The 25,779-nt window shown below is 70.8% G+C and carries 26 protein-coding genes; 18 read left to right on the top strand and 8 right to left on the bottom strand.

Going from position 1 to position 25,779, the window contains the following annotated elements:
* Window positions 1-10: 10 nt before the first annotated feature.
* The gene (locus DCI01S_RS02320; RefSeq protein ID WP_061227756.1) at window positions 11-667 is read right to left on the bottom strand and encodes a murein hydrolase activator EnvC family protein; all 657 of its coding nucleotides are present in this window, start codon (window positions 665-667) and stop codon (window positions 11-13) included.
* A gap of 416 nt (window positions 668-1,083) precedes the next feature.
* On the opposite strand from DCI01S_RS02320, the gene rpsB reads away from it, so the two are divergent.
* The 5 genes from rpsB (at window position 1,084) to DCI01S_RS02295 (ending at window position 5,504) form a co-directional block, all read left to right on the top strand.
* Complete coding sequence (gene rpsB, locus DCI01S_RS02315) at window positions 1,084-1,965, top strand: 30S ribosomal protein S2 (protein ID WP_061227755.1); 882 nt, start codon at window positions 1,084-1,086, stop codon at window positions 1,963-1,965.
* Window positions 1,966-2,173: 208 nt separating this feature from the next.
* On the top strand, window positions 2,174-2,998 hold the full coding sequence (gene tsf, locus DCI01S_RS02310) for a translation elongation factor Ts (protein ID WP_061227754.1): 825 nt from the start codon (window positions 2,174-2,176) through the stop codon (window positions 2,996-2,998).
* Between the two features lie 238 nt (window positions 2,999-3,236).
* Window positions 3,237-3,962 (top strand): UMP kinase, encoded by a 726-nt coding sequence (gene pyrH / locus DCI01S_RS02305; RefSeq protein WP_061227753.1) that lies wholly within the window; start codon window positions 3,237-3,239, stop codon window positions 3,960-3,962.
* Between the two features lie 63 nt (window positions 3,963-4,025).
* Complete coding sequence (frr, locus tag DCI01S_RS02300) at window positions 4,026-4,583, top strand: ribosome recycling factor (RefSeq protein WP_061227752.1); 558 nt, start codon at window positions 4,026-4,028, stop codon at window positions 4,581-4,583.
* A 42-nt stretch (window positions 4,584-4,625) separates the two neighbouring features.
* Window positions 4,626-5,504 (top strand): phosphatidate cytidylyltransferase, encoded by an 879-nt coding sequence (locus DCI01S_RS02295; RefSeq protein WP_061227751.1) that lies wholly within the window; start codon window positions 4,626-4,628, stop codon window positions 5,502-5,504.
* 42 nt (window positions 5,505-5,546) lie between these two features.
* Here the strand turns inward: DCI01S_RS02295 and DCI01S_RS16655 are convergent, their stop codons facing one another.
* Complete coding sequence (locus DCI01S_RS16655; protein WP_082767601.1) at window positions 5,547-5,987, bottom strand: LapA family protein; 441 nt, start codon at window positions 5,985-5,987, stop codon at window positions 5,547-5,549.
* 84 nt (window positions 5,988-6,071) lie between these two features.
* Here DCI01S_RS16655 and rlmN point away from each other — a divergent pair, with 84 nt between their 5' ends.
* Window positions 6,072-7,181, top strand: a complete 1,110-nt coding sequence (gene rlmN, locus DCI01S_RS02285; protein ID WP_061227750.1) for a dual-specificity RNA methyltransferase RlmN — start codon at window positions 6,072-6,074, stop codon at window positions 7,179-7,181.
* A 73-nt stretch (window positions 7,182-7,254) separates the two neighbouring features.
* Here rlmN and DCI01S_RS02280 read toward each other — a convergent pair whose 3' ends face one another.
* Window positions 7,255-7,629, bottom strand: coding sequence for a DUF2631 domain-containing protein (locus DCI01S_RS02280; protein WP_007626791.1), 375 nt, complete (start codon window positions 7,627-7,629; stop codon window positions 7,255-7,257).
* 163 nt (window positions 7,630-7,792) lie between these two features.
* On the opposite strand from DCI01S_RS02280, the gene dxr reads away from it, so the two are divergent.
* The 8 genes from dxr to DCI01S_RS02245 all read left to right on the top strand — a co-directional run bounded on the left by dxr (window position 7,793) and on the right by DCI01S_RS02245 (window position 15,657).
* Window positions 7,793-8,956: a 1-deoxy-D-xylulose-5-phosphate reductoisomerase gene (dxr, locus tag DCI01S_RS02275; protein WP_061227749.1), complete on the top strand. Its 1,164-nt coding sequence runs from the start codon at window positions 7,793-7,795 to the stop codon at window positions 8,954-8,956.
* Window positions 8,957-8,959: 3 nt separating this feature from the next.
* A complete protein-coding gene (locus DCI01S_RS02270) occupies window positions 8,960-10,180 on the top strand; it encodes a M50 family metallopeptidase (RefSeq protein WP_256386794.1) in 1,221 nt (406 codons plus the stop codon).
* A gap of 134 nt (window positions 10,181-10,314) precedes the next feature.
* Window positions 10,315-11,463, top strand: a complete 1,149-nt coding sequence (ispG, locus tag DCI01S_RS02265) for a flavodoxin-dependent (E)-4-hydroxy-3-methylbut-2-enyl-diphosphate synthase (protein ID WP_174521509.1) — start codon at window positions 10,315-10,317, stop codon at window positions 11,461-11,463.
* A gap of 3 nt (window positions 11,464-11,466) precedes the next feature.
* Window positions 11,467-12,321 (top strand): GNAT family N-acetyltransferase, encoded by an 855-nt coding sequence (locus DCI01S_RS02260; RefSeq protein WP_061227747.1) that lies wholly within the window; start codon window positions 11,467-11,469, stop codon window positions 12,319-12,321.
* Window positions 12,322-12,672: 351 nt separating this feature from the next.
* The gene (locus DCI01S_RS02255; RefSeq protein WP_061227801.1) at window positions 12,673-13,011 is read left to right on the top strand and encodes a hypothetical protein; all 339 of its coding nucleotides are present in this window, start codon (window positions 12,673-12,675) and stop codon (window positions 13,009-13,011) included.
* On the top strand, window positions 13,011-13,163 hold the full coding sequence (locus DCI01S_RS17100) for a hypothetical protein (RefSeq protein WP_156482527.1): 153 nt from the start codon (window positions 13,011-13,013) through the stop codon (window positions 13,161-13,163). The genes DCI01S_RS02255 and DCI01S_RS17100 overlap by 1 nt, the downstream gene beginning before the upstream one ends.
* Window positions 13,164-13,227: 64 nt before the next feature.
* Complete coding sequence (map, locus tag DCI01S_RS02250; protein ID WP_061227746.1) at window positions 13,228-14,103, top strand: type I methionyl aminopeptidase; 876 nt, start codon at window positions 13,228-13,230, stop codon at window positions 14,101-14,103.
* Window positions 14,104-14,178: 75 nt separating this feature from the next.
* Complete coding sequence (locus tag DCI01S_RS02245; protein ID WP_061227745.1) at window positions 14,179-15,657, top strand: flavin-containing monooxygenase; 1,479 nt, start codon at window positions 14,179-14,181, stop codon at window positions 15,655-15,657.
* A 16-nt stretch (window positions 15,658-15,673) separates the two neighbouring features.
* On the opposite strand, the gene mtr is transcribed toward DCI01S_RS02245, so the two are convergent.
* Both mtr and DCI01S_RS02235 read right to left on the bottom strand, forming a co-directional pair.
* The gene (mtr, locus tag DCI01S_RS02240; RefSeq protein ID WP_061227744.1) at window positions 15,674-17,074 is read right to left on the bottom strand and encodes a mycothione reductase; all 1,401 of its coding nucleotides are present in this window, start codon (window positions 17,072-17,074) and stop codon (window positions 15,674-15,676) included.
* 5 nt (window positions 17,075-17,079) lie between these two features.
* Window positions 17,080-18,123, bottom strand: coding sequence for an alpha/beta hydrolase (locus tag DCI01S_RS02235; protein WP_061227743.1), 1,044 nt, complete (start codon window positions 18,121-18,123; stop codon window positions 17,080-17,082).
* Between the two features lie 126 nt (window positions 18,124-18,249).
* On the opposite strand from DCI01S_RS02235, the gene mqo reads away from it, so the two are divergent.
* The 3 genes from mqo (at window position 18,250) to DCI01S_RS02220 (ending at window position 22,199) form a co-directional block, all read left to right on the top strand.
* Window positions 18,250-19,746 (top strand): malate dehydrogenase (quinone), encoded by a 1,497-nt coding sequence (gene mqo, locus DCI01S_RS02230; protein WP_082767600.1) that lies wholly within the window; start codon window positions 18,250-18,252, stop codon window positions 19,744-19,746.
* A 135-nt stretch (window positions 19,747-19,881) separates the two neighbouring features.
* On the top strand, window positions 19,882-21,108 hold the full coding sequence (cobA, locus tag DCI01S_RS02225) for a uroporphyrinogen-III C-methyltransferase (RefSeq protein WP_061227741.1): 1,227 nt from the start codon (window positions 19,882-19,884) through the stop codon (window positions 21,106-21,108).
* 104 nt (window positions 21,109-21,212) lie between these two features.
* Complete coding sequence (locus DCI01S_RS02220) at window positions 21,213-22,199, top strand: LLM class flavin-dependent oxidoreductase (protein WP_061227800.1); 987 nt, start codon at window positions 21,213-21,215, stop codon at window positions 22,197-22,199.
* 98 nt (window positions 22,200-22,297) lie between these two features.
* Here DCI01S_RS02220 and DCI01S_RS02215 read toward each other — a convergent pair whose 3' ends face one another.
* Complete coding sequence (locus tag DCI01S_RS02215; RefSeq protein WP_061227740.1) at window positions 22,298-23,047, bottom strand: YaaA family protein; 750 nt, start codon at window positions 23,045-23,047, stop codon at window positions 22,298-22,300.
* Window positions 23,048-23,104: 57 nt separating this feature from the next.
* Here DCI01S_RS02215 and DCI01S_RS02210 point away from each other — a divergent pair, with 57 nt between their 5' ends.
* Entirely contained in the window at window positions 23,105-24,856 is a 1,752-nt protein-coding gene (locus DCI01S_RS02210) for a proline--tRNA ligase (RefSeq protein ID WP_061227739.1), read from the top strand.
* 5 nt (window positions 24,857-24,861) lie between these two features.
* Here DCI01S_RS02210 and DCI01S_RS02205 read toward each other — a convergent pair whose 3' ends face one another.
* Together DCI01S_RS02205 and DCI01S_RS02200 are read right to left on the bottom strand one after the other, a co-directional pair.
* Entirely contained in the window at window positions 24,862-25,266 is a 405-nt protein-coding gene (locus DCI01S_RS02205) for a ferritin-like domain-containing protein (RefSeq protein WP_061227738.1), read from the bottom strand.
* On the bottom strand, window positions 25,263-25,736 hold the full coding sequence (locus DCI01S_RS02200; protein ID WP_063935039.1) for a hypothetical protein: 474 nt from the start codon (window positions 25,734-25,736) through the stop codon (window positions 25,263-25,265). Before DCI01S_RS02200 ends, DCI01S_RS02205 begins: the two co-directional genes overlap by 4 nt.
* Window positions 25,737-25,779: the final 43 nt, after the last annotated feature.

Here is a 25,779-nt window from a genome sequence, read left to right as displayed (position 1 = left end):
CCGCCGCTTCTCAGCCGACGCCGTCGCCGGGCAGTGTGGGCTTGAGACGTATCGGACGGTGGGTGGCGGCCAACAGCGCGAGCGGATCGACGTAGTCGTCGTCGTCACCGGACGGGCCTCCCGAGGCCACCCGCGCGCCCCAGTGCAGACACGCCACCACCGGACACCCGGGGTGGCCGGCGAGGAGTCGGCCGATCCGCGCACCCGCGGCGACGACGTCCCCGGCGCTCACCTCGGCGGCGACCGGTTCGTACGTCGTGCGCAGCCCGCCGCCGTGGTCGATCGACACCACCGGCCGCCCGGCCACGGCGCCTGCGAAGGACACCGTCCCGTCGGCGGGGGAGAGGACGGGTGAGTACGGCTCCGCGGCCAGGTCGACCCCGCGGTGGCCGGGTAACCACCGCCGCGCCGGAGGGTCGAACGGGGTGACCACCGACAGCGGGCCCGGCACGGGGCCGACCATCGCCGGACGTGGACCGACCGACACGGCGCCCGCGGACGTCACCGAGGCGGAGGGCACCGAGGCGGAAGGCCCCGAGGCGGGCGGCACGGAGGCGGGCGGAGCGGCGGAGGCGAGGGGCACGACGACGAGGACGACGACGAGCGCCGCGGTCACGACGCCGGCGGGCGCCCCGTCGCGTCCACCCCGTCCGCGGGACCTGATCATCGCCACGCCACGAGTGCACCGCACCGGCCCGCCCACCGCCAGGGGCGGCGCGCCGGTTGTGGACAGGGTGGACGACCATCCCCAGGGTCAGGCGACCGGTGGCGAGAGGCCCGCCTTGGCTGTGCGGGGCCGAGGGGATATGCTCTCCCGTGCGGTCGACTCTCGTCGATCGACTTCGCGTGTCCTGCGGCGACCCGGTCAACGGCGCCGCATCCGGGCCCCGGGGCTGCAGAAGAGCCCCGGCCTTCCCGGACGTCGGACCAGCAGGTGCCCCCGTATACAGGGGGTCCGGCCCGGCGCGGACACCAGGGCCCGCCGCCGCCCGGCGAGTGGGCACAACCCGATACGTACCAGAAAGCGAGGACGAGGGCCTCGCGGTCCGGCTGCTTTCAAGCCGGACGAGCCCTCAACCCATCATGGCAGTCATCTCCATGAAGCAGCTGCTCGACGCAGGCGCCCACTTCGGCCACCAGACCCGCCGCTGGAACCCGAAGATGCGTCGGTTCATCTTCACCGACCGCAACGGCATCTACATCATCGATCTGCAGCAGACCCTGACGTACATCGACCAGGCGTACGAGTTCGTCAAGGAGACCGTCGCCCACGGCGGCACCGTCCTGTTCGTCGGCACCAAGAAGCAGGCCCAGGAGGCCATCGCCGAGGAGGCCGCCAAGGTCGGGATGCCGTACGTCAACCAGCGTTGGCTGGGTGGCATGCTCACCAACTTCCAGACCGTGCACCAGCGGCTCCTGCGGCTCAAGGAGCTCGAGTCGATGGAGCAGACGGGTGGATTCGAGGGTCGCACCAAGAAGGAGATCCTCATGCTCACGCGCGAGAAGAACAAGCTCGAGCGCACGCTCGGCGGTATGCGTGACATGAGCAAGGTCCCCTCCGTGGTGTGGGTCGTCGACACCAACAAGGAGCACATCGCCGTCGGCGAGGCCCGCAAGCTGGGCATCCCGGTCGTCGCGCTGCTCGACACCAACTGTGACCCGGATGTCGTCGATTACCCGATCCCGGCGAACGACGACGCCATCCGTTCGGTCACCGTGCTGACCCGCGTCATCGCCTCCGCCGTCGCCGAGGGCCTCAAGGCCCGCTCGCAGGCCGGTAAGGCCACCGGCGAGGAGGCCGAGCCGCTCGCCGAGTGGGAGACCGAGCAGCTCGACCAGGTCACCGGTGGCGCCACCAGCGAGGGCGCCGAGGCGCCCGCCGCGGACGTCACGGGCACCGACTCGCCGGCCGCCGAGGCCCCCGCGGCCGAGGTCCCCACCGAGGCCCCGGCCACCGAGGCCTGATCAGTACCACCAGCTCGAGCGCCATCGGGCCCGGCCGCCCACGATCCCCCAGGGGATCTTCCGGGGGCCGGGCCCGAGGTGTCGGAAGCGGTGGGCAGCCGTCCCCGGACGCCCCGACGTCTAGGGTGGAGACGATCTCGCCCGCCGACCGACTCTTCAACACCTTTCCCGACAGATCACGAACCCCTTTAAGGAGGGTCGCCCCACAATGGCGAACTACACCGCTGCCGACGTCAAGCGTCTGCGTGAGCTCACCGGCTCCGGGATGATGGACTGCAAGAAGGCCCTGGAGGAGACCGACGGCGACTTCGACAAGGCCGTCGAGGTCCTGCGCATCAAGGGCGCGAAGGACGTGGGCAAGCGCGCCGAGCGCACCACGGCCGAGGGCCTGGTCGCCATCAAGGACGGCGTCATGATCGAGCTCAACTCCGAGACCGACTTCGTCGCCAAGAGCGCCGAGTTCATCGCGCTCGCCGACAAGATCGTCGACGTGGCCGCCTCGCAGGGCATCTCGGACCTCGACGCCCTCAACGCCGCCGAGCTCGACGGTGCCACCGTCGCCGACGCCGTCGTGTCGTTCTCCGCCAAGTCCGGCGAGAAGCTGGTCCTGCGCCGCGTGGGCAAGATCGACGGCCCGGTCGCCGTCTACCTGCACAAGCGCTCCTCCGACCTGCCGCCCGCCGTCGGCGTCATGGTCGCCTACTCGGGTGAGGGCGAGGCCGCGGAGTCCGCCGCGCGCGCCGCCGCGATGCAGATCGCCGCGCTCAAGGCCCAGTACGTCTCCCGCGACGAGGTCCCCGCCGACATCGTCGCCAAGGAGCGCGAGATCGCCGAGGCCACCGCCCGCGAGGAGGGCAAGCCGGAGCAGGCCCTCCCGAAGATCGTCGAGGGACGCCTCAACGGCTTCTTCAAGGACGTCTGCCTCCTCGACCAGCCGTCGGTCACCGACAGCAAGAAGACTGTCGGCGCCCTGCTCGACGAGGCCGGCGCGACGGTCTCGGCCTTCCTGCGCTTCGAGGTCGGCCAGGCCTGATGCGGCCCTGACCCGTCACGACGGGTCCCACGCGACGGCGGCACCCGGAATCCCCGGGTGCCGCCGTCGGCGTCTGTCGGCCCGGGTGTCCCCACGCCCGGCGGGCTGCGGTGTGGAGGCAGGGGCGATAGGGCAGAATGAACGCGGTCCCACCATGGGCCGCACGCCACCCCGACGAGACCCCGTCGGGGGCGTTGACGCGCGATACGGGCTCGATCCGCCCGGGACGAGGAGAACGATGACCGACCCGCGGGACGGCTACAGGCGAGTGATGCTCAAGCTGGGCGGCGAGATGTTCGGCGGCGGCGGCGTGGGTATCGACCCGGATGTGGTCCAGTCGGTCGCCCGTCAGATCGCCGAGGTGTCCCGCACGGGGGCGCAGATCGCAATCGTGATCGGGGGAGGCAACTTCTTCCGCGGCGCCCAGCTGCAGCAACGCGGCCTGGACCGCGCCCGCAGCGACTATATGGGGATGCTGGGCACCGTGATGAACTGCCTCGCCCTTCAGGACTTCCTCGAGCAGGAGGGCGTCTCCACGCGCGTCCAGACCGCCATCCACATGGGGCAGGTCGCGGAGCCGTACATCCCGCTGCGCGCCGAGCGGCACCTGGAGAAGGGGCGTGTCGTGATCTTCGGCGCCGGCATGGGCATGCCCTACTTCTCGACCGACACCACCGCGGCGCAACGCGCGTTGGAGATCAAGGCCGACGTGCTGCTCATGGCCAAGGCCGTCGACGGGGTGTACTCGGACGACCCGCGCACGAACCCCCGCGCCGAGCTTTTCACCCGCATCGAGCACCGCGAGTGCCTCGAACGCGGATTGAAGGTGGCCGACGCCACAGCGTTCAGCCTCTGTATGGACAACAACATGCCCATCCTGGTCTTCAACCTCCTCACCGAGGGCAACATCGCTCGTGCAGTGGCCGGTGAGCAGATCGGGACCCTGGTCAGCAGCTCTGACTGACGCGGCCGACCGACCCGCCCGCGACCGAACCACAGCCACCGACGAGAACGAAAAGAGACGCACATGATCGACGACACTCTGCTCGAGGCCGAGGAGAAGATGGAAAAGGCGCTCGAGCACGTCCGTGACGAGCTCGCCTCCATCCGCACCGGCCGCGCCAACCCGGGCATGTTCAACCGCGTGCTCTGCGAGTACTACGGGACCCTCACCCCGATCACCCAGATGTCCAGCATCACCGTCCCCGAACCGCGGATGCTGATCATCAAGCCGTACGAGATGTCGCAGATCGGCCCGATCGAGAACGCGATCCGCAACTCGGACCTCGGCGTCAACCCGACCAACGACGGGCAGGTCCTCCGCGTGACGGTGCCGCAGCTCACCGAGGAGCGGCGTCGCGACCTGGTCAAGCAGGCCAAGGCCAAGGCCGAGGACGGCCGGATCGCGATCCGCGGCGTCCGACGCAAGGCGATGGACGAGCTCAAGCGCATCCAGAAGGACGGCGAAGCCGGCGAGGACGAGGTCGCCGCCGCCGAGAAGGAACTCGACAAGCTCACCCAGCGCTACGTCGCCGATGTCGACGACCTGGTCAAGGTCAAGGAAGGCGAGCTGATGGAGGTGTGACCTCCCGGCCCCGATCCGCCCTTCACAGTCGAGGAGTACGCCGTGGACACCGCTCCCCCCGGACCGCCCGGGCCCACCGCCGCGGCCGCCGCACCTCCGTCGCGCGCCGGCCGGGACCTGACCCGGGCCATCCCGGTCGGGGTCGGCCTCGGCGCGCTGGTGATCGCGAGCATCGCCTTCACCCCGCGCGCCTGGTACATCGTCGCCGCGGGAGCCGTCGCGATCGGCACCTGGGAGGTGTTCAAGCGGCTGCGCCAGGCACGGTTCCGGCTCCCGTTGATCCCGCTCCTGCTGGGCGGGCAGGCGACGGTGTGGGCGGGTTTCCTCAGCGGGGCGGAGGGCGCCTTCGCCGCATTCGCCGTCACCACTGTGGTGGTGCTCGTGTGGCGACTGCTCATGGGCGGGCTGACCACCGCGCCGAAGAACTACCTGCGGGATGCCGCGGTGGCGGTGTTCGTCCTGGCGTGGATCGCCGTCCCGGGTTCGCTGGGCGCCATGCTGTCCGACGGCGAGTTCGGGGCGCAGCGGGTCGTGGCGCTCATCCTGCTGGTCGTGTGCTCGGACGTCGGCGGTTACGTCGCGGGGGTGCTGTTCGGGAAGCACCCGATGGTCCCGGCGATCAGTCCGAAGAAGTCCTGGGAGGGTTTCGCCGGTTCGTTGCTGTTCGCCACGGTCGGCGGCGCGACCGTCGTGGCGATGATGTTCAACGACAGCGTCTGGAAGGGTATCCTTCTCGGCGTCCTCACCGTGTTCACCGCGACGCTGGGCGATCTCGTCGAATCGCAGGTCAAACGGGACCTGGGCATCAAGGACATGGGGACGATGCTGCCGGGCCACGGCGGTTTCATGGACCGCCTCGACTCCGTGCTGCCCAGCGCCGTCGTCGTCTGGGTCATCTTCACGTACGTCGTGCCGACGTGACCGGCCGGGGCGACGGCATGGGGAGCCGCCGCCCCCGCGTGGTCAGTGCGCGCGGGTCGCGAGCTTGCGGGCCTTGCGTGCGCGCATCCGCAGCTGGAGGATCCGGAACCCGGCGAACAGTGCCATGATCAGTGCCCCGGCGATCGCCGCCATGAGGATCAGCACCCCCAATGGCAGGCTGAATTCCCAGCCGAGGTAGCGGACGTCGGTCGAGGTCGTGTTCTGCGCGATGAAGATCAGCAGCAGGACCGTCACCAGTGCGCCCAGGACGAGGCCTACCCACGCCGATCCGAGAAGCCCGCCGGCGGTGTCGGGATAGGGGTCGTCCCCGTTCCCCCGGCCCGGTGGTGGACTGTCGGTCGCCCCGTCCAGGGGGGCCGGCGCCGAGTCGCCGGCATCGGATCGCCCGGCGGGTATCGCGCCCGACGCGTCGCCTGCGCCCGGATGAGCAGGGTCTACGGGATCGTGTGAACGTGTGGCCATGGCAGAACTGTATGTGCTCATCCCAGCGGACGGCACCGTTGGCGGTGTGTCGTGCGCGTTCGTTTCTGACAGAATGATCGAATCATGGCTGAACCTCTTCCCCTCGTATTCGACGCCCCCCGCCGTGGGCTGCCCCCGCGGCACTTCGCCGACCTCGACTCCGACGGCCGCGCGGAGGCGATGGGTGACCTCGGGGTCCCCTCGTTCCGGGGGAAGCAGCTGGCGAACCAGTACTTCGCGCGGCTCGAGGCGGACCCGCGCGAGATGACCGACCTCCCGGCTGATCTACGCGACCGGGTGGGGCAGGCACTCTTCCCGCCGCTCACCACGTCGCTGCGTCACGTGTCCGCGGACGAGGGCACCACGCGCAAGACGCTGTGGAAGCTGCACGACGGCTCGCTGGTGGAGAGCGTGCTCATGCGCTACCCGGACCGGGCGACGGTCTGTATCTCGAGTCAGGCCGGCTGTGGCATGGCGTGCCCGTTCTGTGCGACCGGTCAGGGTGGTCTCCAGCGGAACCTGTCGACGGCGGAGATCCTCGAGCAGGTCCGCGTGGCGGCACGAGCGCTGCGGGACGGCGACATCCCGGGGGGACCCGGGCGCCTGTCGAACGTGGTGTTCATGGGGATGGGGGAGCCGCTGGCCAATTACAAGCGCGTCCTCGCCGCGGTCCGTGGGATCATCTCGCCCCCGCCGTCCGGTTTCGGGCTCTCGCAGCGCTCGGTGACCGTGTCGACTGTCGGGGTCGTCCCCGCGATCCACCGGCTCGCCGAGGAGGGGCTCCAGGTCACCCTCGCGGTGTCGCTGCACACTCCCGACGACGAGCTCCGGGACACCCTGGTGCCGGTGAACAACCGCTGGCCGGTAACCGAGGTGATGGACGCGGCCCGCCACTACGCCGACGCCACGGGTCGACGTGTGTCCATCGAGTACGCGCTGATCCGCGATGTGAACGACCAGGTCTGGCGTGGGGAGATGCTCGGTCGGCTGCTCGCGCAGCGGCTCGGACCCATGGCGCACGTCAATCTCATCCCGCTCAACCCGACCCCGGGGAGCGAATGGGACGCCAGCCCCCGCCACCAGCAGGACGCCTTCGTCGCGGCCGTGCGCGCTGCCGGCGTCTCCTGCACCGTCCGCGACACCCGCGGGTCGGACATCGACGCCGCGTGCGGCCAGCTGGCGGCCGAGGGCTGATCGCCTCACCGACGAGAAGGGCCGCCATCGCTCCGGGGAGCGATGGCGGCCCTTCGTCATGGTCCGCCCGTCGTCAGTGCTTGGCGGGAGCGACGCCCTCAGGGTTCCGGGCTGCCTCGCCGGTCGCGACAGCGCTGGCCGCGGCGTAGTGGTGAGCGGAGACCTCGTGGATCCGGCTCTTCTTGAGGGTGTCGTCCTTCTTGGGACGCAGCGAGATGACCATCCAGATGGCCAGGAACGCGGCGATGCTCACCAGCCAGATGTTCTCGACCCGGCCGATGTGGTTCCCGAAGAGCATCGCCAGGAGGAACAGGACGAAGAACCCGCCCACGGCGACGCCGACCATCCTGCTGTGCTTGTGCCAGCCCCAGGCGACCGAGGGCTCGTCCACGGAACTGATCCCGTTGACGACGATCTCCCTGCTGGTGTGGTGTCCGTCAGCGCTCATGCTCCCCGGTTCTCCTCACGGCTCGCTGGCAGCCCTGCGGGCCGCCGACATCGTGCCCAGTTTGTCACACCGCGTTCTCAGGTCGACGCCTAACCCGCCGCGGGAGGCCCCGAGGGGGTCGTCCGATGCGGCACACACGGCCGTCGGCGTGGACAATGGCGGGGTGACCACGCGCGTTCTCGTCCTCGGCAGTACCGGCTCGATCGGGACCCAGGCACTCGAGGTGACCTCGCAGGCCGGCGCCGACCGCTTCGAGGTGGTCGGTCTGGCCGCCGGTGGTGGCCGCGTCGATCTCCTCGCGGAGCAGATCCGCACGACCGGTGCGCGCTTCGTCGCGGTGTCGGACCCGACCGCGGCAGGGCGAATCGGCTCGGCGTTCCCGGACGTGACGGTCCTGTCCGGCCCGTCCGCGGCGACGCGACTGGTGGACGCGGTCGAGTCGGACGTGGTGCTCAACGGCATCGACGGGTCGAGGGGACTGGGGCCGACCCTCGCCGCCCTGCGCTCGGGCGCCCGGCTCGCTCTGGCCAACAAGGAGTCGCTCGTCGCCGGGGGCGCGCTCGTCACGGGGGCGGCCGCGCCGGGGCAGTTGATCCCGGTGGACTCGGAGCATTCCGCGATGGCGCAGTGCCTGCGTGCGGGCGCGAGCGACGAGGTGGCCTCGCTGGTCCTCACCGCGTCCGGTGGCCCGTTCCGCGGTCGGACGCGCGCGGAGCTGGCCGACGTCACGGCCGAGGAGGCCCTGCGCCACCCCACGTGGGCGATGGGCCGGATGATCACGCTCAACTCGGCGACGCTGGTCAACAAGTCTCTCGAGCTCATCGAGGCGCACCTGCTGTTCGGGGTGCCCTACGACCGGATCGACGTCACGGTCCACCCGCAGTCGGTGGTGCACTCGGCCGTGACCTTCGTCGACGGCGCGACGGTGGCCAAGGCGTCGCCGCCGTCGATGAAGCTCCCGATCGCGCTGGCCCTGGGCTGGCCCGACCGCGTCCCGGGTGCGTCGACGCCGCTGGATTTCACCCGCGCGCACACGTGGACGTTCGAGCCGGTCGACACCGGGACCTTCCCCGCTATCGAGGTGGCCCGCGCGGCCGGCGAGTCGGGTGGCCTGCGCACGGCGGTGTTCAACGCGGCCAACGAGGAGGCCGCGCCGGCGTTCCTCGACGGTCGGATCCGGTTCACGGACATCGTGGACGTGGTGGCGGAGACCGTCGGCGCCGCGGACGAGTGGTCGTCTGATCCGCGGGATCCCGACGACGTCGCGGCGGCGGAGTCCTGGGCGCGGCGGCACGCCGCGGCCATCGTCACGGGCCTGGAGGGCTGAGTCGTGCTGATCGTCGGGATCGTCCTGTTCGCGCTGGGGATCATGGTGTCGATCGTGCTCCACGAATACGGGCACATGAGGGTGGCCCTGTGGTCGGGGATGAAGGTGCGCCGGTTCTTCGTGGGCTTCGGCCCGACCCTGTGGTCGGTGCGGCGGGGCGGGATCGAGTACGGGCTCAAGGCGATCCCGCTGGGGGGCTTCTGCGACATCGCGGGGATGACCGCGTACGACCGGTTGCCGCCGGAGGACGAGCCGAAGGCCATGTGGCGTCAGGCGTGGTGGAAGCGCGTCGCGGTGCTGCTGGCGGGGCCGTTCATGAACATCGTGCTGGCGATCGCCCTCTTCTACACGGTCGCCCTGGGGTGGGGGCTGGCCAACCGGGACGTCCAACCGATCCCGACCGACCGGGTCGCCGCGGTGGTCGGTGACACGTGCGCGGGTGCGGACGACTGTGGCATCGGCGTGGGCCCCGCCGGTGAGGCGGGGATCCTCCCGGGCGACCGGATCACCGCCGTCGACGGGGTCCCCGTGGTGAGCTGGGCCGACCTGTCGGAGGTGGTGTCGGCGCGCCCCGGCGAGACCGTGCCGGTGGCGTTGGAGCGGGACGGGGAGGAGGTGACGACGACGACGAGGTTGACCTCGTCGACCGTCGACGGTCAGGAGCGGGGAGCGCTCGGTGTCCGGCTTTCGGAGGACGGGATCCCGCAGGAGATCCTCGATGACCCCGCGTATCAGACCGTCAACACCTATGACGCGCTCTCCGCGGTGCCCGCGACCTTCGTCTTCACCGGCGAGATGGTGGAGGCGACCGTCGAGGGGCTGATCTCGTTCCCGGCGAAGATCCCGGCCGTCGCGGCGTCGATCTTCGGTGCGGAGCGGGCCGAGGACTCGCCGGTGTCAGTGGTCGGAGCCAGCTACATCGGCGGACAGGCGGTCGAGCAGGGGCTGTGGAGTCTGTTCCTGCTCTTCCTGGCCGGGCTCAATCTCTTCCTCGGCGCGTTCAATCTCGTGCCGTTGACGCCGTTCGACGGCGGCCACATCGCGGTGGTGTTCTACGAGAAGATCCGCGACGCGGTGCGGAGGCTGCGCGGTCTGGCCCCCGGCGGCCCGGCCGACTACGAGAAGCTGGCGCCGCTGACGATGGCGGTGTTCGTCCTGCTGATCGGCGTGTCCGCGATCGTCATCACCGCCGACTTCGTCAACCCGATCCTGCTGCCGGGCTGAGCCGACCCACACCCACCTCGCCCCCGTCGCCGGTTACCCGGATAATGGCGGTCGGGACTCGTGGGCACCCGGCCCGCAGCCCCTACGGAAGGCCTGTTGTGAACGACTCATCCTCGATCCCGGTCGGACTGGGTATGCCCGACGCACCGCCGCCGGTGCTGGCGCCGCGGCGCAGAACCCGGCAGCTGTACGTCGGCCCGGTCGGCGTGGGCAGTGATCACCCGGTTTCGGTCCAGTCCATGACCAACACCAAGACGCACGACATCAACTCGACGCTGCAGCAGATCGCCGAGCTCACGGCGTCCGGCTGCGACATCGTGCGCGTGGCCTGCCCGCGACAGGAGGACGCCGACGCGCTGTCGACGATCGCCCGCAAGTCGCCGATCCCGGTGATCGCCGACATCCACTTCCAGCCCAAGTACATCTTCGCGGCGATCGACGCCGGGTGTGCGGCGGTGCGCGTCAACCCGGGCAACATCAAGGAGTTCGACGGGCGCGTCAAGGAGGTCGCCAAGGCGGCCGGTGACGCGGGCATCCCGATCCGTATCGGCGTCAACGCGGGCTCGCTGGACCCGCGGCTGCTGGCCAAGTACGGCAAGGCCACGCCCGAGGCGCTCGTGGAGTCCGCCGTATGGGAGGCGTCCCTGTTCGAGGAGCACGGGTTCGGTGACATCAAGATCTCGGTCAAGCACAACGACCCGGTGATCATGGTCGAGGCGTACCGACAGCTCGCCGCCCAGACCGACTACCCGCTGCACCTCGGCGTGACGGAGGCGGGCCCTGCGTTCCAGGGCACCATCAAGTCCGCCGTCGCGTTCGGCGCGCTGTTGGCCGAGGGCATCGGCGACACGATCCGTGTCTCCCTCTCGGCCCCGCCGGCCGAGGAGATCAAGGTCGGCGCGCAGATCCTGCAGTCGCTCAACCTGCGACCGCGGAAGCTGGAGATCGTCTCGTGCCCGTCCTGCGGTCGCGCGCAGGTCGACGTGTACAAGCTCGCCGAGGAGGTCACCGCCGGCCTCGAGGGGATGAGCGTTCCGCTGCGCGTGGCCGTGATGGGTTGCGTGGTCAACGGACCGGGCGAGGCGCGTGACGCCGATCTGGGTGTCGCCTCGGGTAACGGCAAGGGGCAGATCTTCGTCAGGGGCGAGGTCATCAAGACGGTGCCGGAGGCGGCGATCGTGGAGACCCTCATCGAGGAGGCCATGCGGATCGCCGACGAGATGGGCGAGACGGTGGGGGAGGCCGCCGAGGGCCAGGGCCCCCAGGTCAAGGTCACGCGATAGGCCGTGACCGACACGGCTGCGCCGGACACCGGGATCGGTGGGTGCCGGGAGGTCGGCCCGGGCGAGTCCCGGGCCGTGTCCGATGTGCTGGCGTCCGATCCGCTGGTCGCGGCGCCCGCCGCGGAGAAGTTCGCGACGTCGGGCGTGGTGGCCGGTGCGGACGGGCGGTTCCTCACCCTCGGCGGTCCCGCGCGGTCGCTGGTCTTCGTCGGCAGCTCCGTGCTGCCGCTGCGCGGTGACGACGCCGATCACCGCGCGCTCGGCCGCGCGGTCGCCGGCCTCGGGCTCGGTCCCATGTCCGTCCACGGTCGGCGGGAGCAGGTGGCCTCCCTGTGGCCGGCCCTCCGTGACGCCTGGGGGGAGGCCAGGGAGTACCGGGACCAGCAGTACCTCATGACGCTGGAGCGCCCGGTGGATCCCGCCATGATTCCCGACGGGATCCGTCCGGCCACCCTGGAGGAGTTCGAGCCGGTTCTGGCGGCCGCCGCGGCCATGTATCGCGAGGAGCTGCGCGCCGACCCGTTCGCCGTGGGAGCGGGGATCCCCTTCCGTCGTCGCGTCGCCCGCTCGTTGGCGCGGGGACGGACCTGGATCGGGCTCGACCGGGGCGAGGTGGTCTTCAAGGCCGACATCGCCGCTCTCGCCCCGCGGGTCGCGCAGATCCAGGGCATATGGGTCCACCGGGACAAGCGGGGCGCCGGTCTCGGATCGGGGGGGACGGCCGCGGTGTGCGCGGCGCTCCGGTCCCACGGGCTCACGCCGTCGCTCGTGGTGAACGGGTCCAATGTCGCCGCCCGCGCCGCCTACCGCCGCGTCGGCATGACCGACGCCGTCGACTACGCGACGGTCCTGCTGTGATCGGCACGGCCGCCGCCGCGCGGGCCCGACCCCGAGCGGGGTACCGCGGCCACCGCGGCTTCGGCCCGGGTCGGGCGCTGTGGGACAGTGGACCGGAAGTCGGATCGTGAGCTCGGATTTCTCGAATCGCACGGAGGGTAGGACGGCGATGGACAGGACAGCGACGGTGATCACCGGACACGGCGCCTCGCGGGGGAGGGCCGCGTGAGCGTTCCCGCCCCAGCCACTGGGCCCGTCACCACTGCGCCCGCCACCACTGCGCCCGTCACGACTGCGCCCGTCACCGGGGCGCCGGTCGGCGGTGCCGTGACCGATCCGGGTTTCCGGTCGCAGCGTGGAGCCGACCGGGTCATGCGACGCCTCCTCGGTATCCACGAGATCGACAGGAAGGCCGGCTCGGGCGCGCACCGGGCGTTCCGGATCTCCGTTCTCGTGTCCGCCGTGCGCTGCCTCATCACGTACCTCGCGATCCCGATCCTCGTGCCGCTGCTCAGCTTGTCCGGGTGGGTGGCGGCCCCGGTCGGCATCGCGCTGTGCGTCATCGCCGTGGTCAACGGAGTGGTGAGCGTGCGGCGTTTCTGGGCGTCCGACCACGCCCGGCGCTGGACCTACACCGCCTTCATGGGCGTCGTGTTCGTCATCCTCGGCGTGGCCATGGTCTCCGAGTTGAGCCGGTTGGGGGTGATGTGATGGATCCGCGACAGAACCCCGACACCGGGGCCGAGCAGGACGACCGGGTGGAGCCCGACGAGACCGGCCGGTCCCCGGGCGGCGACGTGCTCACCATGTGCCTCTTCGGGGCCATGGTGATCATCGCCTCGATCTGTTTCGTCATCTGGTGACCCGCCGCCCCCGCCCGTGAGCACCGGCGGGGCCGGTCGGCTCGACGCGGCCTATCCTGGTGGTATGACCACCTCCACCCGCCATCCCCTCGTCCCCGGTGATCCCACCCCGATACGGACGGTGCCCGACTCGATCCCGCGTCCGGAGTACGTGTGGCGCGACCGCGTCGACGAGGCCAACGGCGAGGCGTGGGTGCAGCCGCCCGAGGTGATCGACGCGATGCGCGTGGCCAGCAGGATCGCGGCGGACGCGCTCGTCGCCGCCGGCGAGGCCGTCGCGCCGGGCGTGACCACGGACGAGATCGACCGGGTCGTCCACGAGTACCTGTGTGACCACGGGGCCTATCCGTCGACGCTGGGGTACAAGGCGTTCCCCAAGTCGTGCTGCGTCTCGCTCAACGAGGTCATCTGCCACGGCATCCCGGACACCACGGTGATCCGGGACGGAGACATCGTGAACGTGGACGTGACGGCCTATATCCAGGGCGTGCACGGCGACACGAACGCGACGTTCCTCGCCGGCGAGGTCAGCGACGAGGTGCGACTGCTGGTCGAGCGGACCGAGGAGGCGATGAACCGCGGGATCAAGGCCATCCGCCCCGGACGCGAGGTCAACGTCATCGGTCGCGTCATCGAGTCCTACGCCCGGAGGTTCGACTACACGGTGGTCCGTGAGTTCACGGGTCACGGCGTCGGGCCGACCTTCCACAACGGTCTGGTCGTCCTGCACTACGACGACCCGTCGAGGACCGAGGTGCTCGAGCCGGGCATGACGCTGACCGTCGAGCCGATGATCTCCCTCGGCGGCCCGGGATTCGAGGTCTGGGACGACGACTGGACCGTGACGACCGCGGACAAGGCGTGGACCGCTCAGTTCGAGCACACGGTCGTCGTGACCGAGGACGGTTATGAGATCCTCACCCTGCCCTCCGGCTCCTGACCCGCCCGGACCGGGATATGGACGGTCGTCCCGATGCGGCCTCGAGCGTGGACACGACAGTGCATACTGTCCAGCATGATCGACTCGCCCCGTGGACCCGTGGACCAGATCGACCTGTTGGTGGTGGGCGCCGGTTTCGGCGGTATCGCCATGGCCGACCGTCTCCTGCGCGAGGGGCGGGGCCGCGACTTCCTCGTCCTCGAGGCCGCCGACGAGGTCGGCGGGACCTGGCGCGACAACACGTACCCGGGCTGCGCCTGCGATGTGCCGACGGCGTTGTACTCGCTGTCCCGTCACGCCCACCCCGGGTGGTCGCACTCGTTCGGACGCCAGCCCGAGATCCACTCCTACCTGGTGTCGGTCGCCGACCGTATAGGCCTACGTGAGCGGCTCGTCACGTCGTGTGAGGTGACCGCGGCGAAGTGGGACGCGACCGAGGGGACGTGGGTCGTCGACACCAGTCGCGGGCAGGTGCGGGCGCGTCACCTCGTGGCGGCGACGGGCGCTCTCTCCGCACCGTCGGTTCCCCGTCTCCCGGGACTCGACTCGTTCGAGGGGGAGGTGTTCCACTCCGCCCGGTGGCGACACGACATCCCACTCGAGGGCAAGAGGGTCGCGGTGGTGGGCACCGGGGCCTCCGCCGTGCAGTTCGTCCCCGAGATCGCGGGGACCGCCGAGCACGTGACGGTGTTCCAGCGGACCCCCGGGTGGATCCTGCCCCGGCTCGACCGTCCGATCTCCGAACGCCGGAAGAGGCTGTACCGGCGACTGCCGCTCCTGCAGAAGCTCGTCCGCGGCCGGATCTATCTGGGGCGCGAACTGTATGTCGTCGTGTTCACCCGCGCGCAGTTCCTGCTGCGCTTCTTCGAGTGGTTCGCGCGGTTCTACCTCTTCCTCAAGGTGCGGGATCGCCGCGTGCGCAGAGCGCTCACCCCGGACTTCTCGATCGGCTGCAAGCGCGTCCTGCTCACGAGCCACTGGCTCCCCGCGCTGACGCGCCCCGATGTGTCGCTCGTCCCCGGAGCGGCGTCCGCGGTCACGCCCCGGGGCCCGGTCGCCGACGACGGGACCGAGCACCCGGCGGACGTGATCATCTTCGGCACCGGGTTCCAGCCGACCGAGCCGCCGATCTCGAAGGTGATCACCGGAGCCGACGGCCGCACGCTCGCCGAGCACTGGGACGGCAGCCCGCGTGCCCACAACGGAGTCACGGTCGCCGGTTTCCCCAACCTGTTCCTGCTCTACGGACCCAACACGAATCTGGGGCACTCGTCGATCGTGTACATGCTGGAATCGCAGGCCGGGCACGTCCTGCGCCTGGTCGACCTGGCGGAGCGGTCGGGGAGCGGGACGATCCAGGTGCGGGCCGAGGTGGAGCGGGCCTACGCCGATCGCATGGACCGCGAGCTGGCCCACACGGTGTGGAACCAGGGCGGGTGCTCGAGTTGGTACATCGACTCGCGCGGCCGGAACTCGCTGCAGTGGCCGACGTTCACGTTCCGGTATCGCGAGCAGGTCCGCGTCGTGGATCCGGAGGACTTCGTCCTCACCTGACCGCGCCGGCCGCGGACTAGAAGCCGCGGTCGGGGAAGTCGAGCCCCAGCAGTGCGTTCTCGACCACCTCGGCCATCGCCGGGTGGATCCAGTACTGACGCCGCGCGAGATCGGGCACGGTGATCTCGAACTCCATCGCCTGGATGAGGATCTGGATGAGCGACGGCGCGTGGGCACCCATGATGTGGGCGCCGAGCAGAAGACCGGTCGCCCGGTCGGCGATCAGCTTGCAGCAACCGACCGAGTCCTCCATCGCCCAGCCGTACGCCACGTCGCCGTAGTCCTGGGTCTTGACGGTCACGTCGTACCCCGCGGCCCGCGCCTCCGACTCGGTGAGGCCGACCGACGCGATCTGCGGCCACGTGAAGACCGCGTACGGGACGTTGCTGTGGTGGAACGGGTGCAGATCGTCTGGGTGGCGCAGGTTGTGCCCGAGCACGCGCTGTTCGTGGTTGGCGACGTGCTTGAGCTGGAATGGCGAGCTCACGTCGCCCAGCGCCCACACCCCGTCGGCGGTCGTGCGGCCGTACTCGTCCACCCGGACCCGGTCGCCGTCCATCTCCACCCCCGCGGACTCGAGCCCGAGCAGATCGCCGTTCGGCGTGCGCCCGGTCGCCACGAGGAGCGCGTCGCCCGAGCAGCTCGAGCCGTCCTCGAAGGTGATCTCCACGCCCCGGCGGTCCTCACCGGTCGCGGTCATGCTGGTGATCTGCCGACCGAGTCGCACGTCCCAACGACGCCCGGCCGCCGCGGTGAACCGCTCCGCGAGCTCGCGGTCGAGATGCTTGAGCAGCACGTCGGACCGGCCGATGACGGTGACCTCCACACCCAGGGAGGAGAAGATGTGCGCGAACTCGCAGGCGATGAAGCCGGATCCCTGGATGACGATCGACTTCGGCAGCTCCGGGATACGCATCACGTCGTCGCTGGTGTGGTAGGCCACTCCTGCCTCGGTGACGATGTCGGGGACCGACGGACGGCCGCCGGCGGCGATGACGACGGAGTCGGCGGTGATGATCTCCCCGGTGCCGGTGTCAATGATGCGCGGCCCGACGAACCGCGCGTGCCCGTCGTACACCGTGACGTTGTCGCAGCGGTTACGCCGGTAGTCCTCGCCGCTGTTGGCGATGGGGTCGATCCGGCGTTCGAAGACCCTCGAGACGATGTCCGGCCACCGGACGCCGTCGAGCGTCGAGTCGATCCCGTAGGTGGACGAATGGGTGACCGAGGTGGCCGTGTCCGCCGCGTAGACGAACATCTTGGTGGGGATGCACCCGACGTTGAGGCAGGTGCCGCCGAACGTCCCCTTCTCGCAGATCGCGACGGACTTGTCGGCGAACGACTCGTCGACCAGCGAGTTGCCGCTGCCCGTGCCGATGACGACGAGATCGAAGTGGCGCGAGGGGGTCTGTGTCATTGCGGTCAGGACTCCTTGGGGCGTGCGGACAGGGTCTGGTCGAGCCAACGCCCGAGATGATCGAAGACCACCTCGAGCACGTCGGCGCGGGAGAGGAAGACATCGTGGCGGGCGCGGTCGACGGCGACGTCCGTGACGTCCGCGGAGACGCGGTCGGCGAACCGTTGCATCGACCGGACGTCGAGGATGAGATCCGTGTCGACGTCGATCTCACCGCCGCGAGGCCTCATCCCCACCGACGACGCGGTCGAACGCAACAGCAGAACCGGCAACGGCAGATCGACGCCCGCCTGCAGGCGGCGCTGGGCGCGGCGTACCGCGGCGAGCCATCCGGCGCGAACACCGACTCCTCCGGGGGGTTTGAGGGTGGTATCGAAGTGGAAGTCACCGTCGTGATCGACGTGGGTGCTGATCACGTACCGGTCCGACGTGGGCAACGGGAGCCGGTAGAACGGGCGGACCGAGCCCAATGTCCGGATCACCGGATCGAGCACCGCCCGGGCGCGTTCCGGCACGTCGAGCTGGAACCAGGGGGAGTTCAGCACCACACCGACGACGGGCGCAAGCGCGGAGCGGTCGCGACGCCGCGCCAGCCACAGGGGGACCACCAGGCCACCCGTGGAGTGCGCGAACACGAACACGGGCACGCCCGGGTGCTCGGCGACGATCACCTCGAGCGCCTGATCCAGCTCGTCGTCGTACCTCTCCAGGTCCGTCGTGAAATGGGGCGTCACACCCTCCCGCCTCGACCGGCCACACTTGCGCAGATCGATGCCGTACGTCGCCGTTCCCCGCGCGGCGAGGAACTCGGCCAGGTGCGTGTGGAAGAAGTAGTCGGACAGTCCGTGGACCACGAGCGCCACGGCGTCCGGCCGGGCCGGCGCGTCCTCGTGCCGCACCAGGGTCGCCGAGATCGGCCCCTCGCCGTCCGGATCGGTCCCGAGCGGGAGCTCGCGCCGGCGATAGGACGGGCCCAGCAGATCGGGGATCCATCGCGGGTCATGTCCGTGGGCGGCGGGATCGGGGGAGTGCGGCGACACGACGACCATCCTAGTCCGGTGTGCCGCGGCGCCGTCCCCGTGAGTAGGCTTGTAGCCCTGTGGGCGCGGGCCCCAGAGGGACAGCCCCGCGTCGACGCGAGATTCGGGTCCACGACCAATGAGCGAGGGTAGCCGGTGACTTCAGACCAGGTGGCAAAGCACGGAACGACGGATGTGGCGCTCATCGGCGCGGGCATCATGAGCGCGACCCTGGGGGCGTTGCTGCGTCGGCTCCAGCCGGACTGGGACATCCAGGTATTCGAGCGGCTCGAGGGCCCCGCAATGGAGTCCTCCGACGCGTGGAACAACGCCGGCACCGGCCACTCCGCCCTGTGCGAGCTCAACTACTCGCCCAAGACCGCCGACGGCGACGTGGACATCACCAAGGCCGTTGGCGTCAACGAGAAATTCCAGGTCTCCCGCCAGTTCTGGTCCTACGCGGTGGAGAACACCATCCTCGGCGACCCGACGGAGTGGATCCGTCCCGTGCCGCACATGAGCTTCGTCACCGGCAAGGAGGGCCAGGACTACCTGCAGAAGCGGTACGACAAGCTCGCCGGGCACCCGCTGTTCCCGGGAATGGAGCACACCACTGACTTCTCCGAGCTGGAGCGGCTGGTCCCCCTCATGGCGAAGGGCCGCTCGCCCGAGCAGCCGTTCGCGCTGAGCCACTTCTCCAACGGCACCGACGTCAACTTCGGCGCCCTCACCCGTCAGTTCGTCAAGTACCTCACCCGCACCGGCACCGAGGTGCACTACCAGAACCAGGTCAAGGACCTCGAGCGCAACACCGACGGCACGTGGCGCCTCACGGTGACCAACCGCCACACGGGTGACGAGCGCACCGTCGACGCCAAGTTCGTGTTCGTCGGCGCGGGCGGCGGCGCACTGCACCTGCTGCAGAAGTCGGGCATCCCCGAGATCAAGGGCATCGGCGGTTTCCCCGTCGGCGGTCAGTGGCTGCGCTGCACCAACTCCGAGCTCGTAGACCAGCACCAGGCCAAGGTCTACAGCCAGGCCTCCGTCGGCGCGCCCCCGATGTCCGTTCCGCACCTGGACACCCGCGTCATCGACGGCAAGAAGGGCCTGCTGTTCGGTCCCTTCGCCGGCTGGACCCCCAAGTTCCTCAAGATGGGCAGCTTCCTCGACCTGCCGTCGAGCATCCGGCTCGGCAACCTCCTGCCCATGGCAAACATCGGTCTCACCGAGATGAGTCTGGTCAAGTACCTCATCACCGAGCTGGCCAAGAACCACGGCGCACGCGTCGAGTCCCTGCGCGACTTCGTCCCGTCCGCGCAGGAGGGCGACTGGGAGAAGGTCGTCGCCGGCCAGCGGGTGCAGGTGATCAAGCCCAACGGTCGCGGCGGCACCCTCGAGTTCGGCACCGCCGTGGTCAACGCCGCGGACGGGTCCATCGCCGGCCTGCTCGGCGCGTCGCCCGGCGCCTCCACCGCTGTCGACGCCATGGTCGACGTGCTCCAGCGCTGTTTCCCGAGCCGGTTCGCCGAGTGGAAGCCCGCGCTCGAGGAGATGATCCCGTCGCTGGGTCGCAAGCTCGCCGAGGAGCCGGCGCTGTTCACCGAGCAGTTCGAGCGGTCCACCCGGACGCTCAAGCTCGACCAGAAGGTCTGATCGACCGGCGCCGTCGCGCCGCCGTCCCGACGCCCTCATCCCCCGGCCGCCTCCTCGGCGAGGCCGGGGGATGAGTCGTCTCACACGGCCCGGGTCGACGACCGGGACGCCGCCGACGGCGGATAGGATCGGGGCATGATCCGGCCCGTGAACCCGTACCCCGTCGGCCTGGACCTCGAGGGCCGTCGCGTCGTGGTGATCGGCGGCGGATCCGTGGCGCAACGCCGCGTCCCCGTGCTACTCGAGGCCGGCGCGGTCGTCCACCTCATCAGCCCGGAGGTCACGCCCACTCTCCAGGGGCTCATCGACGCGGGCCGTGTCTGGTGGGAACCCCGCGAGTACCGGACGGGGGATCTCGAAGGCGCGTGGTACGCGGTGGCCGCGACCAGGAACTCCCTGGTGAACGCCCGCGTCGCCGCAGAGGCGGAGCAGTACCGTACCTTCTGCGTCCGCTCCGACGCCGTCACGTCCGGCACGGCCGTGACCCCCGCCGTCGTCCGGCGGGGCCAGATGCTCGTGTCGGTCCTCACCGGTGACCGCGACCGGACCGCCGAGGCGCGCGACGTCGTCGCGAAGGCCCTCGACGAGGCCGGTGCCGAGGCCCCGGAGGTCGACGAATCCCTGCGCGGGACCGTCGCCCTCGTCGGAGGGGGGCCGGGGGCGGACGACCTCATGACGGTCCGTGGGCGCCGACTGCTCGCCCGCGCCGACGTGGTGGTCGCCGACCGGCTGGCCCCGCAGCGTCCGCTCGCCGAACTACGCGCGGACGTCGAGATCGTCGACGCAGCGAAGATCCCGTACGGCCGCGCGATGGCCCAGGAGGCGATCAACGAGGTACTCGTGAACCGGGCGCGGGCCGGGAAGTTCGTGGTGCGGCTCAAGGGCGGCGACCCCTTCCTCTACGGACGTGGCTTCGAGGAGGCCCAGGCCTGCGCGGAGGCCGGGATCCCGTGCACGGTCGTGCCGGGCGTGTCCAGCGCGCTCGCCGTACCCGCCCTCGCGGGCATCCCCGTCACGAACCGCGGGATGACCCACGAGCTGACCGTCGTCTCCGGACACCTTCCGCCCGGGCACCCGGGTTCGCTCATCGACTGGGAGGCGCTCGCCCGGATGCGTGGCACGCTCGTCGTGCTGATGGGCGTCAAGAACTCGCCGGCGATCGCCGGGTCGCTCATGGCCGGCGGCCGGTCGCCCGAGACCCCGGCCGCGGTGGTCGTCGACGGCAGCCTCGAGGGCCAGTCGACATACCGTTGCACCCTCGGCACCCTGGCCGCGACCCTCTCCGAGCACGAGGTGCGGCCGCCGGCCATCGTCGTGATCGGCGACGTCGCCGGCCTCCCACAGGTGCTCGCCGCCGACTGACGCACCCGGTCGCGCCCGCGGCGCCGCGGTTCCGCGCCGACCTCCGGCATGATGGCGTCGTGGGCACACCCAAGAAGATCGGCTTCCTGTCCTTCGGACACTGGATGGACCATCCGGACTCCGCGGTCCGGTCCGCCTCCGACGCGTTGCTCCAGAGCGTCGAGCTCGCGGAGGCGGCGGAGGAGCTCGGCGCGGACGGCGCGTACTTCCGGGTCCACCACTTCGCCCGCCAGCTCGGGACCCCCGCCCCGTTGCTCGCGGCCGTCGGCGCCCGGACCCGTCGGATCGAGATCGGTACCGGCGTGGTGGACATGCGCTACGCCAACCCTCTCGGATTCGCCGAGGACATCGCCGCTGCCGATCTCCTCGCCGGCGGGCGCGTCCAGCTCGGGGTCTCCCGTGGATCGCCTGAGCAGGTGATCGACGGCTGGCGCTATTTCGGTTTCCGGCCCGGGGAGGGGGAGACGGACGCGGACATGGCCCGCCGCCACACGGAGGTCTTCCTCCGGGCGGTCGAGGGCGCGGCGTTCGCCGAACCCAATCCGCGTCCGATGTTCCCCAATCCGCCGGGTCTCCTGCGCATCGAGCCCCACTCCGAGGGCCTGCGGAAACGCATCTGGTGGGGCGCCGCCTCCGACGCTACCGCCCGGTGGGCCGCCTCGACGGGGATGCACCTCATGTCCTCCACCCTGAAGGCGGACGAGTCCGGAGAGCCGCTGCACGTCCAGCAGCGCCGGCAGATCGAGGCGTTCCGGGAGGAGTGGGCGCGCCACGACCACGGTTTCGCGCCGAGGGTCTCGGTGTCCCGGTCGATCGTCGCCATCACCTCCGACGCCGACCGGCGTTACTTCCTGGGCGGCGGGCAACGCGGAGATCAGTTCGGGGACATCGAACCGGGCCTGCGTGCGGTCTTCGGCCGCTCGTACGCGGCCGAGCCCGAGGAGCTGATCGAACAGCTCCGGGCCGACGAGGCGATCAGGGCGGCCGACACCCTGCTCGTGACCGTCCCGACCCAGCTCGGCGTCGACTACAACGCCCACCTGCTCGAGTCGATCCTCACCCATGTCGCGCCGGAGCTGGGCTGGCGCTGATCCCCGCCGGGTGACGGTGCCCCGCCCGGAGAGGCCTGCCTGGGGGGCCTGCCCGGGGAGGCCCGCCCGGGGGCGATGCACCGTGCGGGGTCGTCGGCTCAGGGGGCGGTGACCATCGTGACGACCGAGTCGGACTCGTGCTCGACCGTGTGGCCGGCACGACGTGCCACCCGGAGCAGCGAGGCGACGTCGTCCATCTCCGCCCGCGACGTCGCGAGGGTCCGCGCGAGCAGCCCCTTGTGGAACTTGGAGAAATGGGAGACCACCTTGCGGGTGCCGTCCGGATACTCCGTGACCACGTCGACCGTCACCGCGCCCGGGACCGGACCGAGCTGGTGGTAACCGCCCGAACGGAGGTCCACGACGAGGTCGTCGGCCCACGCCGAGGTGGCGGCGGTGAGCGACGGCTTCCACACCGAGCGAAGCGTCCCCAGCCCGGGCAGTTTCGTCGCCGCGGAGAGCCGGTAGTGGGGGATCGGGTCGGAGGCGCCGACGAGGCCGAAGAGCGCGGAGCCGATCCACAGGCGTGCCTCGGCCCGTGATCGCGCCGCGCCGCTCAGCGACGGCTGGTCGAGCGCGTCGTAGAGGACGCCCGTGTACCGGCTCAACGCCGGGGCGGTGGGGGACGACCACAACTGCGCGTTCAGCTCGACCTCGCCCGAGAGTCGCTCGCTCAACCCCAGAGCGGCGCGCGCGGCCTCCGGGTCACCGGTGCACAGGGAGACCAGCGACTCGACGACCATCTTCCGTGTGTCGCCGAGAGACGGTAGCGAGAGCGCCGTGAGATCGAGCGGGGCACCGGAGCCGCCGATGGACTTCGTCTCGGAAGGCGAGAGGAGGATACGCACCCGGCAGAGGCTACCGTCGGGCCGGTCCGGCACCCCCGGCGGCTACTCTGGATCACCGTGATCACGCGCCTGTCCCACCTGTTCCTCCGCACCCTCCGCGACGACCCGTCGGACGCCGAGGTCCTCAGCCACAAGCTGCTCGTCCGCGCCGGCTACATCCGCCGCGTCGCGCCCGGTGTGTACTCCTGGCTCCCGCTGGGGCTGCGCACGCTCAGGCGGGTCGAGCAGGTGGTCCGCGAGGAGATGGACGCCTTCGGCGCCCAGGAGATCAGCCTGCCCGCGCTCCTGCCCCGCGAGCCGTACGAGACCACCGGCCGGTGGACCGAATACGGTCCGGCCCTGTTCCGCCTCAAGGACCGCAAGGGCAACGACATGATGCTCGGGCCCACCCACGAGGAGCTCTTCACGCTCACGGTGCAGGGCGAGTACTCGTCGTACAAGGACCTGCCGGTCACCCTGTACCAGATCCAGACCAAATACCGCGACGAGGAGCGGCCCCGCGCCGGAATCCTGCGCGGCCGCGAGTTCGTGATGAAGGACTCCTACTCCTTCGATGTCGACGACGCCGGGCTCGAGCGCTCGTACCGGGCGCATCGTGACGCGTACCAGCGGATCTTCGACCGACTGGGCATCGAGTACGCCATCTGTGCGGCCACGTCCGGCGCGATGGGCGGATCGGCGTCGGAGGAGTTCCTCGCGGTGTCGGCCGCCGGAGAGGACACGTTCGTGCGATCGACGGACGGAGCGTACGCGGCCAACGTCGAGGCCGTCGTCACCCCCGCGCCCCCCGCACGTCCGCTGGAGGGCCTGCCCGAGGCGACCGTCCACGACACGCCCGACACCCCGACCATCGACTCGCTGGTCGCGTGGGCGAACTCCGCCGGTCTCGGCCGAGAGATCGGCGCCGCCGACACGCTGAAGAACGTGATGCTCAAGGTGCGCCGCCCCGGCGAGGAGTGGGAGCTCCTGGCGGTGGGCCTGCCCGGCGACCGTGAGGTGGACATGAAGCGGGTCGAGGCCGCCCTCGAGCCCGCCGAGGTCGCGATCCTGGAGGAAGCCGACTTCGCCGCCAACCCCTTCCTCGTCAAGGGGTACATCGGCCCCCGGGCGCTCCGGGACAACGAGGTCCGGTACCTGGTCGATCCCCGGGTGGTCGAGGGCACCGCATGGATCACCGGCGCCGACGAGCCGGGCCGCCACGTCGTGGACCTGGTGTGCGGGCGCGATTTCACGCCCGACGGGACGATCGAGGTCGCCGAGGTCCGCGAGGGCGATCCGGCACCCGACGGTCACGGCACCCTGACGCTCGCCCGGGGTATCGAGATCGGCCACATCTTCCAGCTCGGCCGCAAGTACACCGATGCCTTCGGGTTCGACGTGCTGGGGGAGAACGGAAAGCCCGCACGCGTCACGATGGGCTCGTACGGGATCGGCGTCTCGCGCCTGGTCGCCGTCCTCGCCGAGCAGTTCGCCGACGACAAGGGCCTCGTCTGGCCCGCGGAGGCCGCGCCGGCCGACGTGCACGTGGTGATCGCCAACAAGGACCAGGCCGCGATCGACGGGGCGGCGACCCTCGTGGAGGCGTTCGACCGGGCGCGACTCGAGGTCCTCTTCGACGATCGCAAGGCCTCACCGGGCGTGAAGTTCAAGGACGCCGAACTCATCGGCGTGCCCTGGGTCGTCGTGGTGGGTCGCGGCTGGTCCGAGGGGACGGTCGAGCTCCGCCACCGCGCCACCGGCGACGTCACCCAGGTGGCGGTCGACGGTGCCGCGGAGGAGATCATCCGGCTCATCGGCGCCGGGCACTAGGGCCGTCAGGCGGAGGGCGGGAACCCGGGCAACGCCTCGAAGGGGGCGCCCGGGACCAACGTCCTCCACCGCGCGAGCTGCACCGCCGCCGCGCTGAGGGCGTCCACGCAGAACCGGCGCATCTCCGGCGAGTCCGAACGGCCGAGCTCCACCCGCCACGCGTCACAGCAGTCCGACTCCAGTCGGATGGCCAGGAGGACCGGGGAGGACGGGGTCTCCGGTCCCACGAGGTACCCCACCGGCGCCGGCGGGGCTCCCGGCCACAGTCGTTCCGCTTCGTCGCGGCGGGCACGGTGGGCGGCCAGTTCGCGCCGGACGGCCGCGCGGATACTCGCGTCGGCGCGGGAGAGGACGAGTCCGTACCCGTAGACCGCGGCGTCCTCCGCCGCCAGTCCCACGGCCCGGCTCATGCGAGCACCACCTCGGCGGCGGCCGTGCACGCCGCGGAGACGGCACCGGCGATCTCGGCGCGGGCCCCGTCGATCTCCGCCGCGACGTCCGCGGCCAGCGCCGCGTCCGCACGCAACCTGGCCCGAACCTCGTCGACGGGCGGGCACACCGGAGGCGGGGCCGGTGTCGCCGGCTGCTCCTCGCCCTCGCCCTCGTCCGCGGTGTCCGCCAGTCCCGCGAGCGCGTCGGCGTGCATCCGACGGGCGTCGGCGATCCGGCGCAACGCGCCGACGCGGTCCCCGTGGGTGGCGTCCGCAGCCGCCAACTCGCGGGCGTCGCGGGTGGCAGCGTCGATCAACGGGATCAGCGGGTCCGGACGGTCGACGACCGCGGGCAGCGCGCAGCCGCCGGCGACCGCGAACCCGGTGACGCAGACGGCCGCGCCCACGAATCGACGGCGGGAGAGGACCACGGGGGCGGAATGGGGCACTCCGACATCCTGCCAGGGCTCGGAGGTGGGGGCGTCGAGGCGG

It is taken from the genome of Dietzia cinnamea NBRC 102147 (assembly GCF_001571065.1).
Taxonomy (GTDB): domain Bacteria; phylum Actinomycetota; class Actinomycetes; order Mycobacteriales; family Mycobacteriaceae; genus Dietzia; species Dietzia cinnamea.
This window is presented reverse-complemented; position numbering and strand designations above follow the sequence as displayed.

Excerpts from the sequence above, each read along its gene's own strand:
- DCI01S_RS02320 (WP_061227756.1), bottom strand. The coding sequence starts at position 667 with ATGATCAGGTCCCGCGGACGGGGTGGACGCGACGGGGCGCCCGCCGGC.
- rpsB (WP_061227755.1), top strand. The coding sequence starts at position 1,084 with ATGGCAGTCATCTCCATGAAGCAGCTGCTCGACGCAGGCGCCCACTTC.
- tsf (WP_061227754.1), top strand. The coding sequence starts at position 2,174 with ATGGCGAACTACACCGCTGCCGACGTCAAGCGTCTGCGTGAGCTCACC.
- pyrH (WP_061227753.1), top strand. The coding sequence starts at position 3,237 with ATGACCGACCCGCGGGACGGCTACAGGCGAGTGATGCTCAAGCTGGGC.
- frr (WP_061227752.1), top strand. The coding sequence starts at position 4,026 with ATGATCGACGACACTCTGCTCGAGGCCGAGGAGAAGATGGAAAAGGCG.
- DCI01S_RS16655 (WP_082767601.1), bottom strand. The coding sequence starts at position 5,987 with ATGGCCACACGTTCACACGATCCCGTAGACCCTGCTCATCCGGGCGCA.
- rlmN (WP_061227750.1), top strand. The coding sequence starts at position 6,072 with ATGGCTGAACCTCTTCCCCTCGTATTCGACGCCCCCCGCCGTGGGCTG.
- DCI01S_RS02280 (WP_007626791.1), bottom strand. The coding sequence starts at position 7,629 with ATGAGCGCTGACGGACACCACACCAGCAGGGAGATCGTCGTCAACGGG.
- ispG (WP_174521509.1), top strand. The coding sequence starts at position 10,315 with ATGCCCGACGCACCGCCGCCGGTGCTGGCGCCGCGGCGCAGAACCCGG.
- DCI01S_RS02255 (WP_061227801.1), top strand. The coding sequence starts at position 12,673 with ATGCGACGCCTCCTCGGTATCCACGAGATCGACAGGAAGGCCGGCTCG.
- DCI01S_RS17100 (WP_156482527.1), top strand. The coding sequence starts at position 13,011 with ATGGATCCGCGACAGAACCCCGACACCGGGGCCGAGCAGGACGACCGG.
- map (WP_061227746.1), top strand. The coding sequence starts at position 13,228 with ATGACCACCTCCACCCGCCATCCCCTCGTCCCCGGTGATCCCACCCCG.
- DCI01S_RS02245 (WP_061227745.1), top strand. The coding sequence starts at position 14,179 with ATGATCGACTCGCCCCGTGGACCCGTGGACCAGATCGACCTGTTGGTG.
- mtr (WP_061227744.1), bottom strand. The coding sequence starts at position 17,074 with ATGACACAGACCCCCTCGCGCCACTTCGATCTCGTCGTCATCGGCACG.
- DCI01S_RS02235 (WP_061227743.1), bottom strand. The coding sequence starts at position 18,123 with ATGGTCGTCGTGTCGCCGCACTCCCCCGATCCCGCCGCCCACGGACAT.
- cobA (WP_061227741.1), top strand. The coding sequence starts at position 19,882 with ATGATCCGGCCCGTGAACCCGTACCCCGTCGGCCTGGACCTCGAGGGC.
- DCI01S_RS02220 (WP_061227800.1), top strand. The coding sequence starts at position 21,213 with ATGGACCATCCGGACTCCGCGGTCCGGTCCGCCTCCGACGCGTTGCTC.
- DCI01S_RS02205 (WP_061227738.1), bottom strand. The coding sequence starts at position 25,266 with ATGAGCCGGGCCGTGGGACTGGCGGCGGAGGACGCCGCGGTCTACGGG.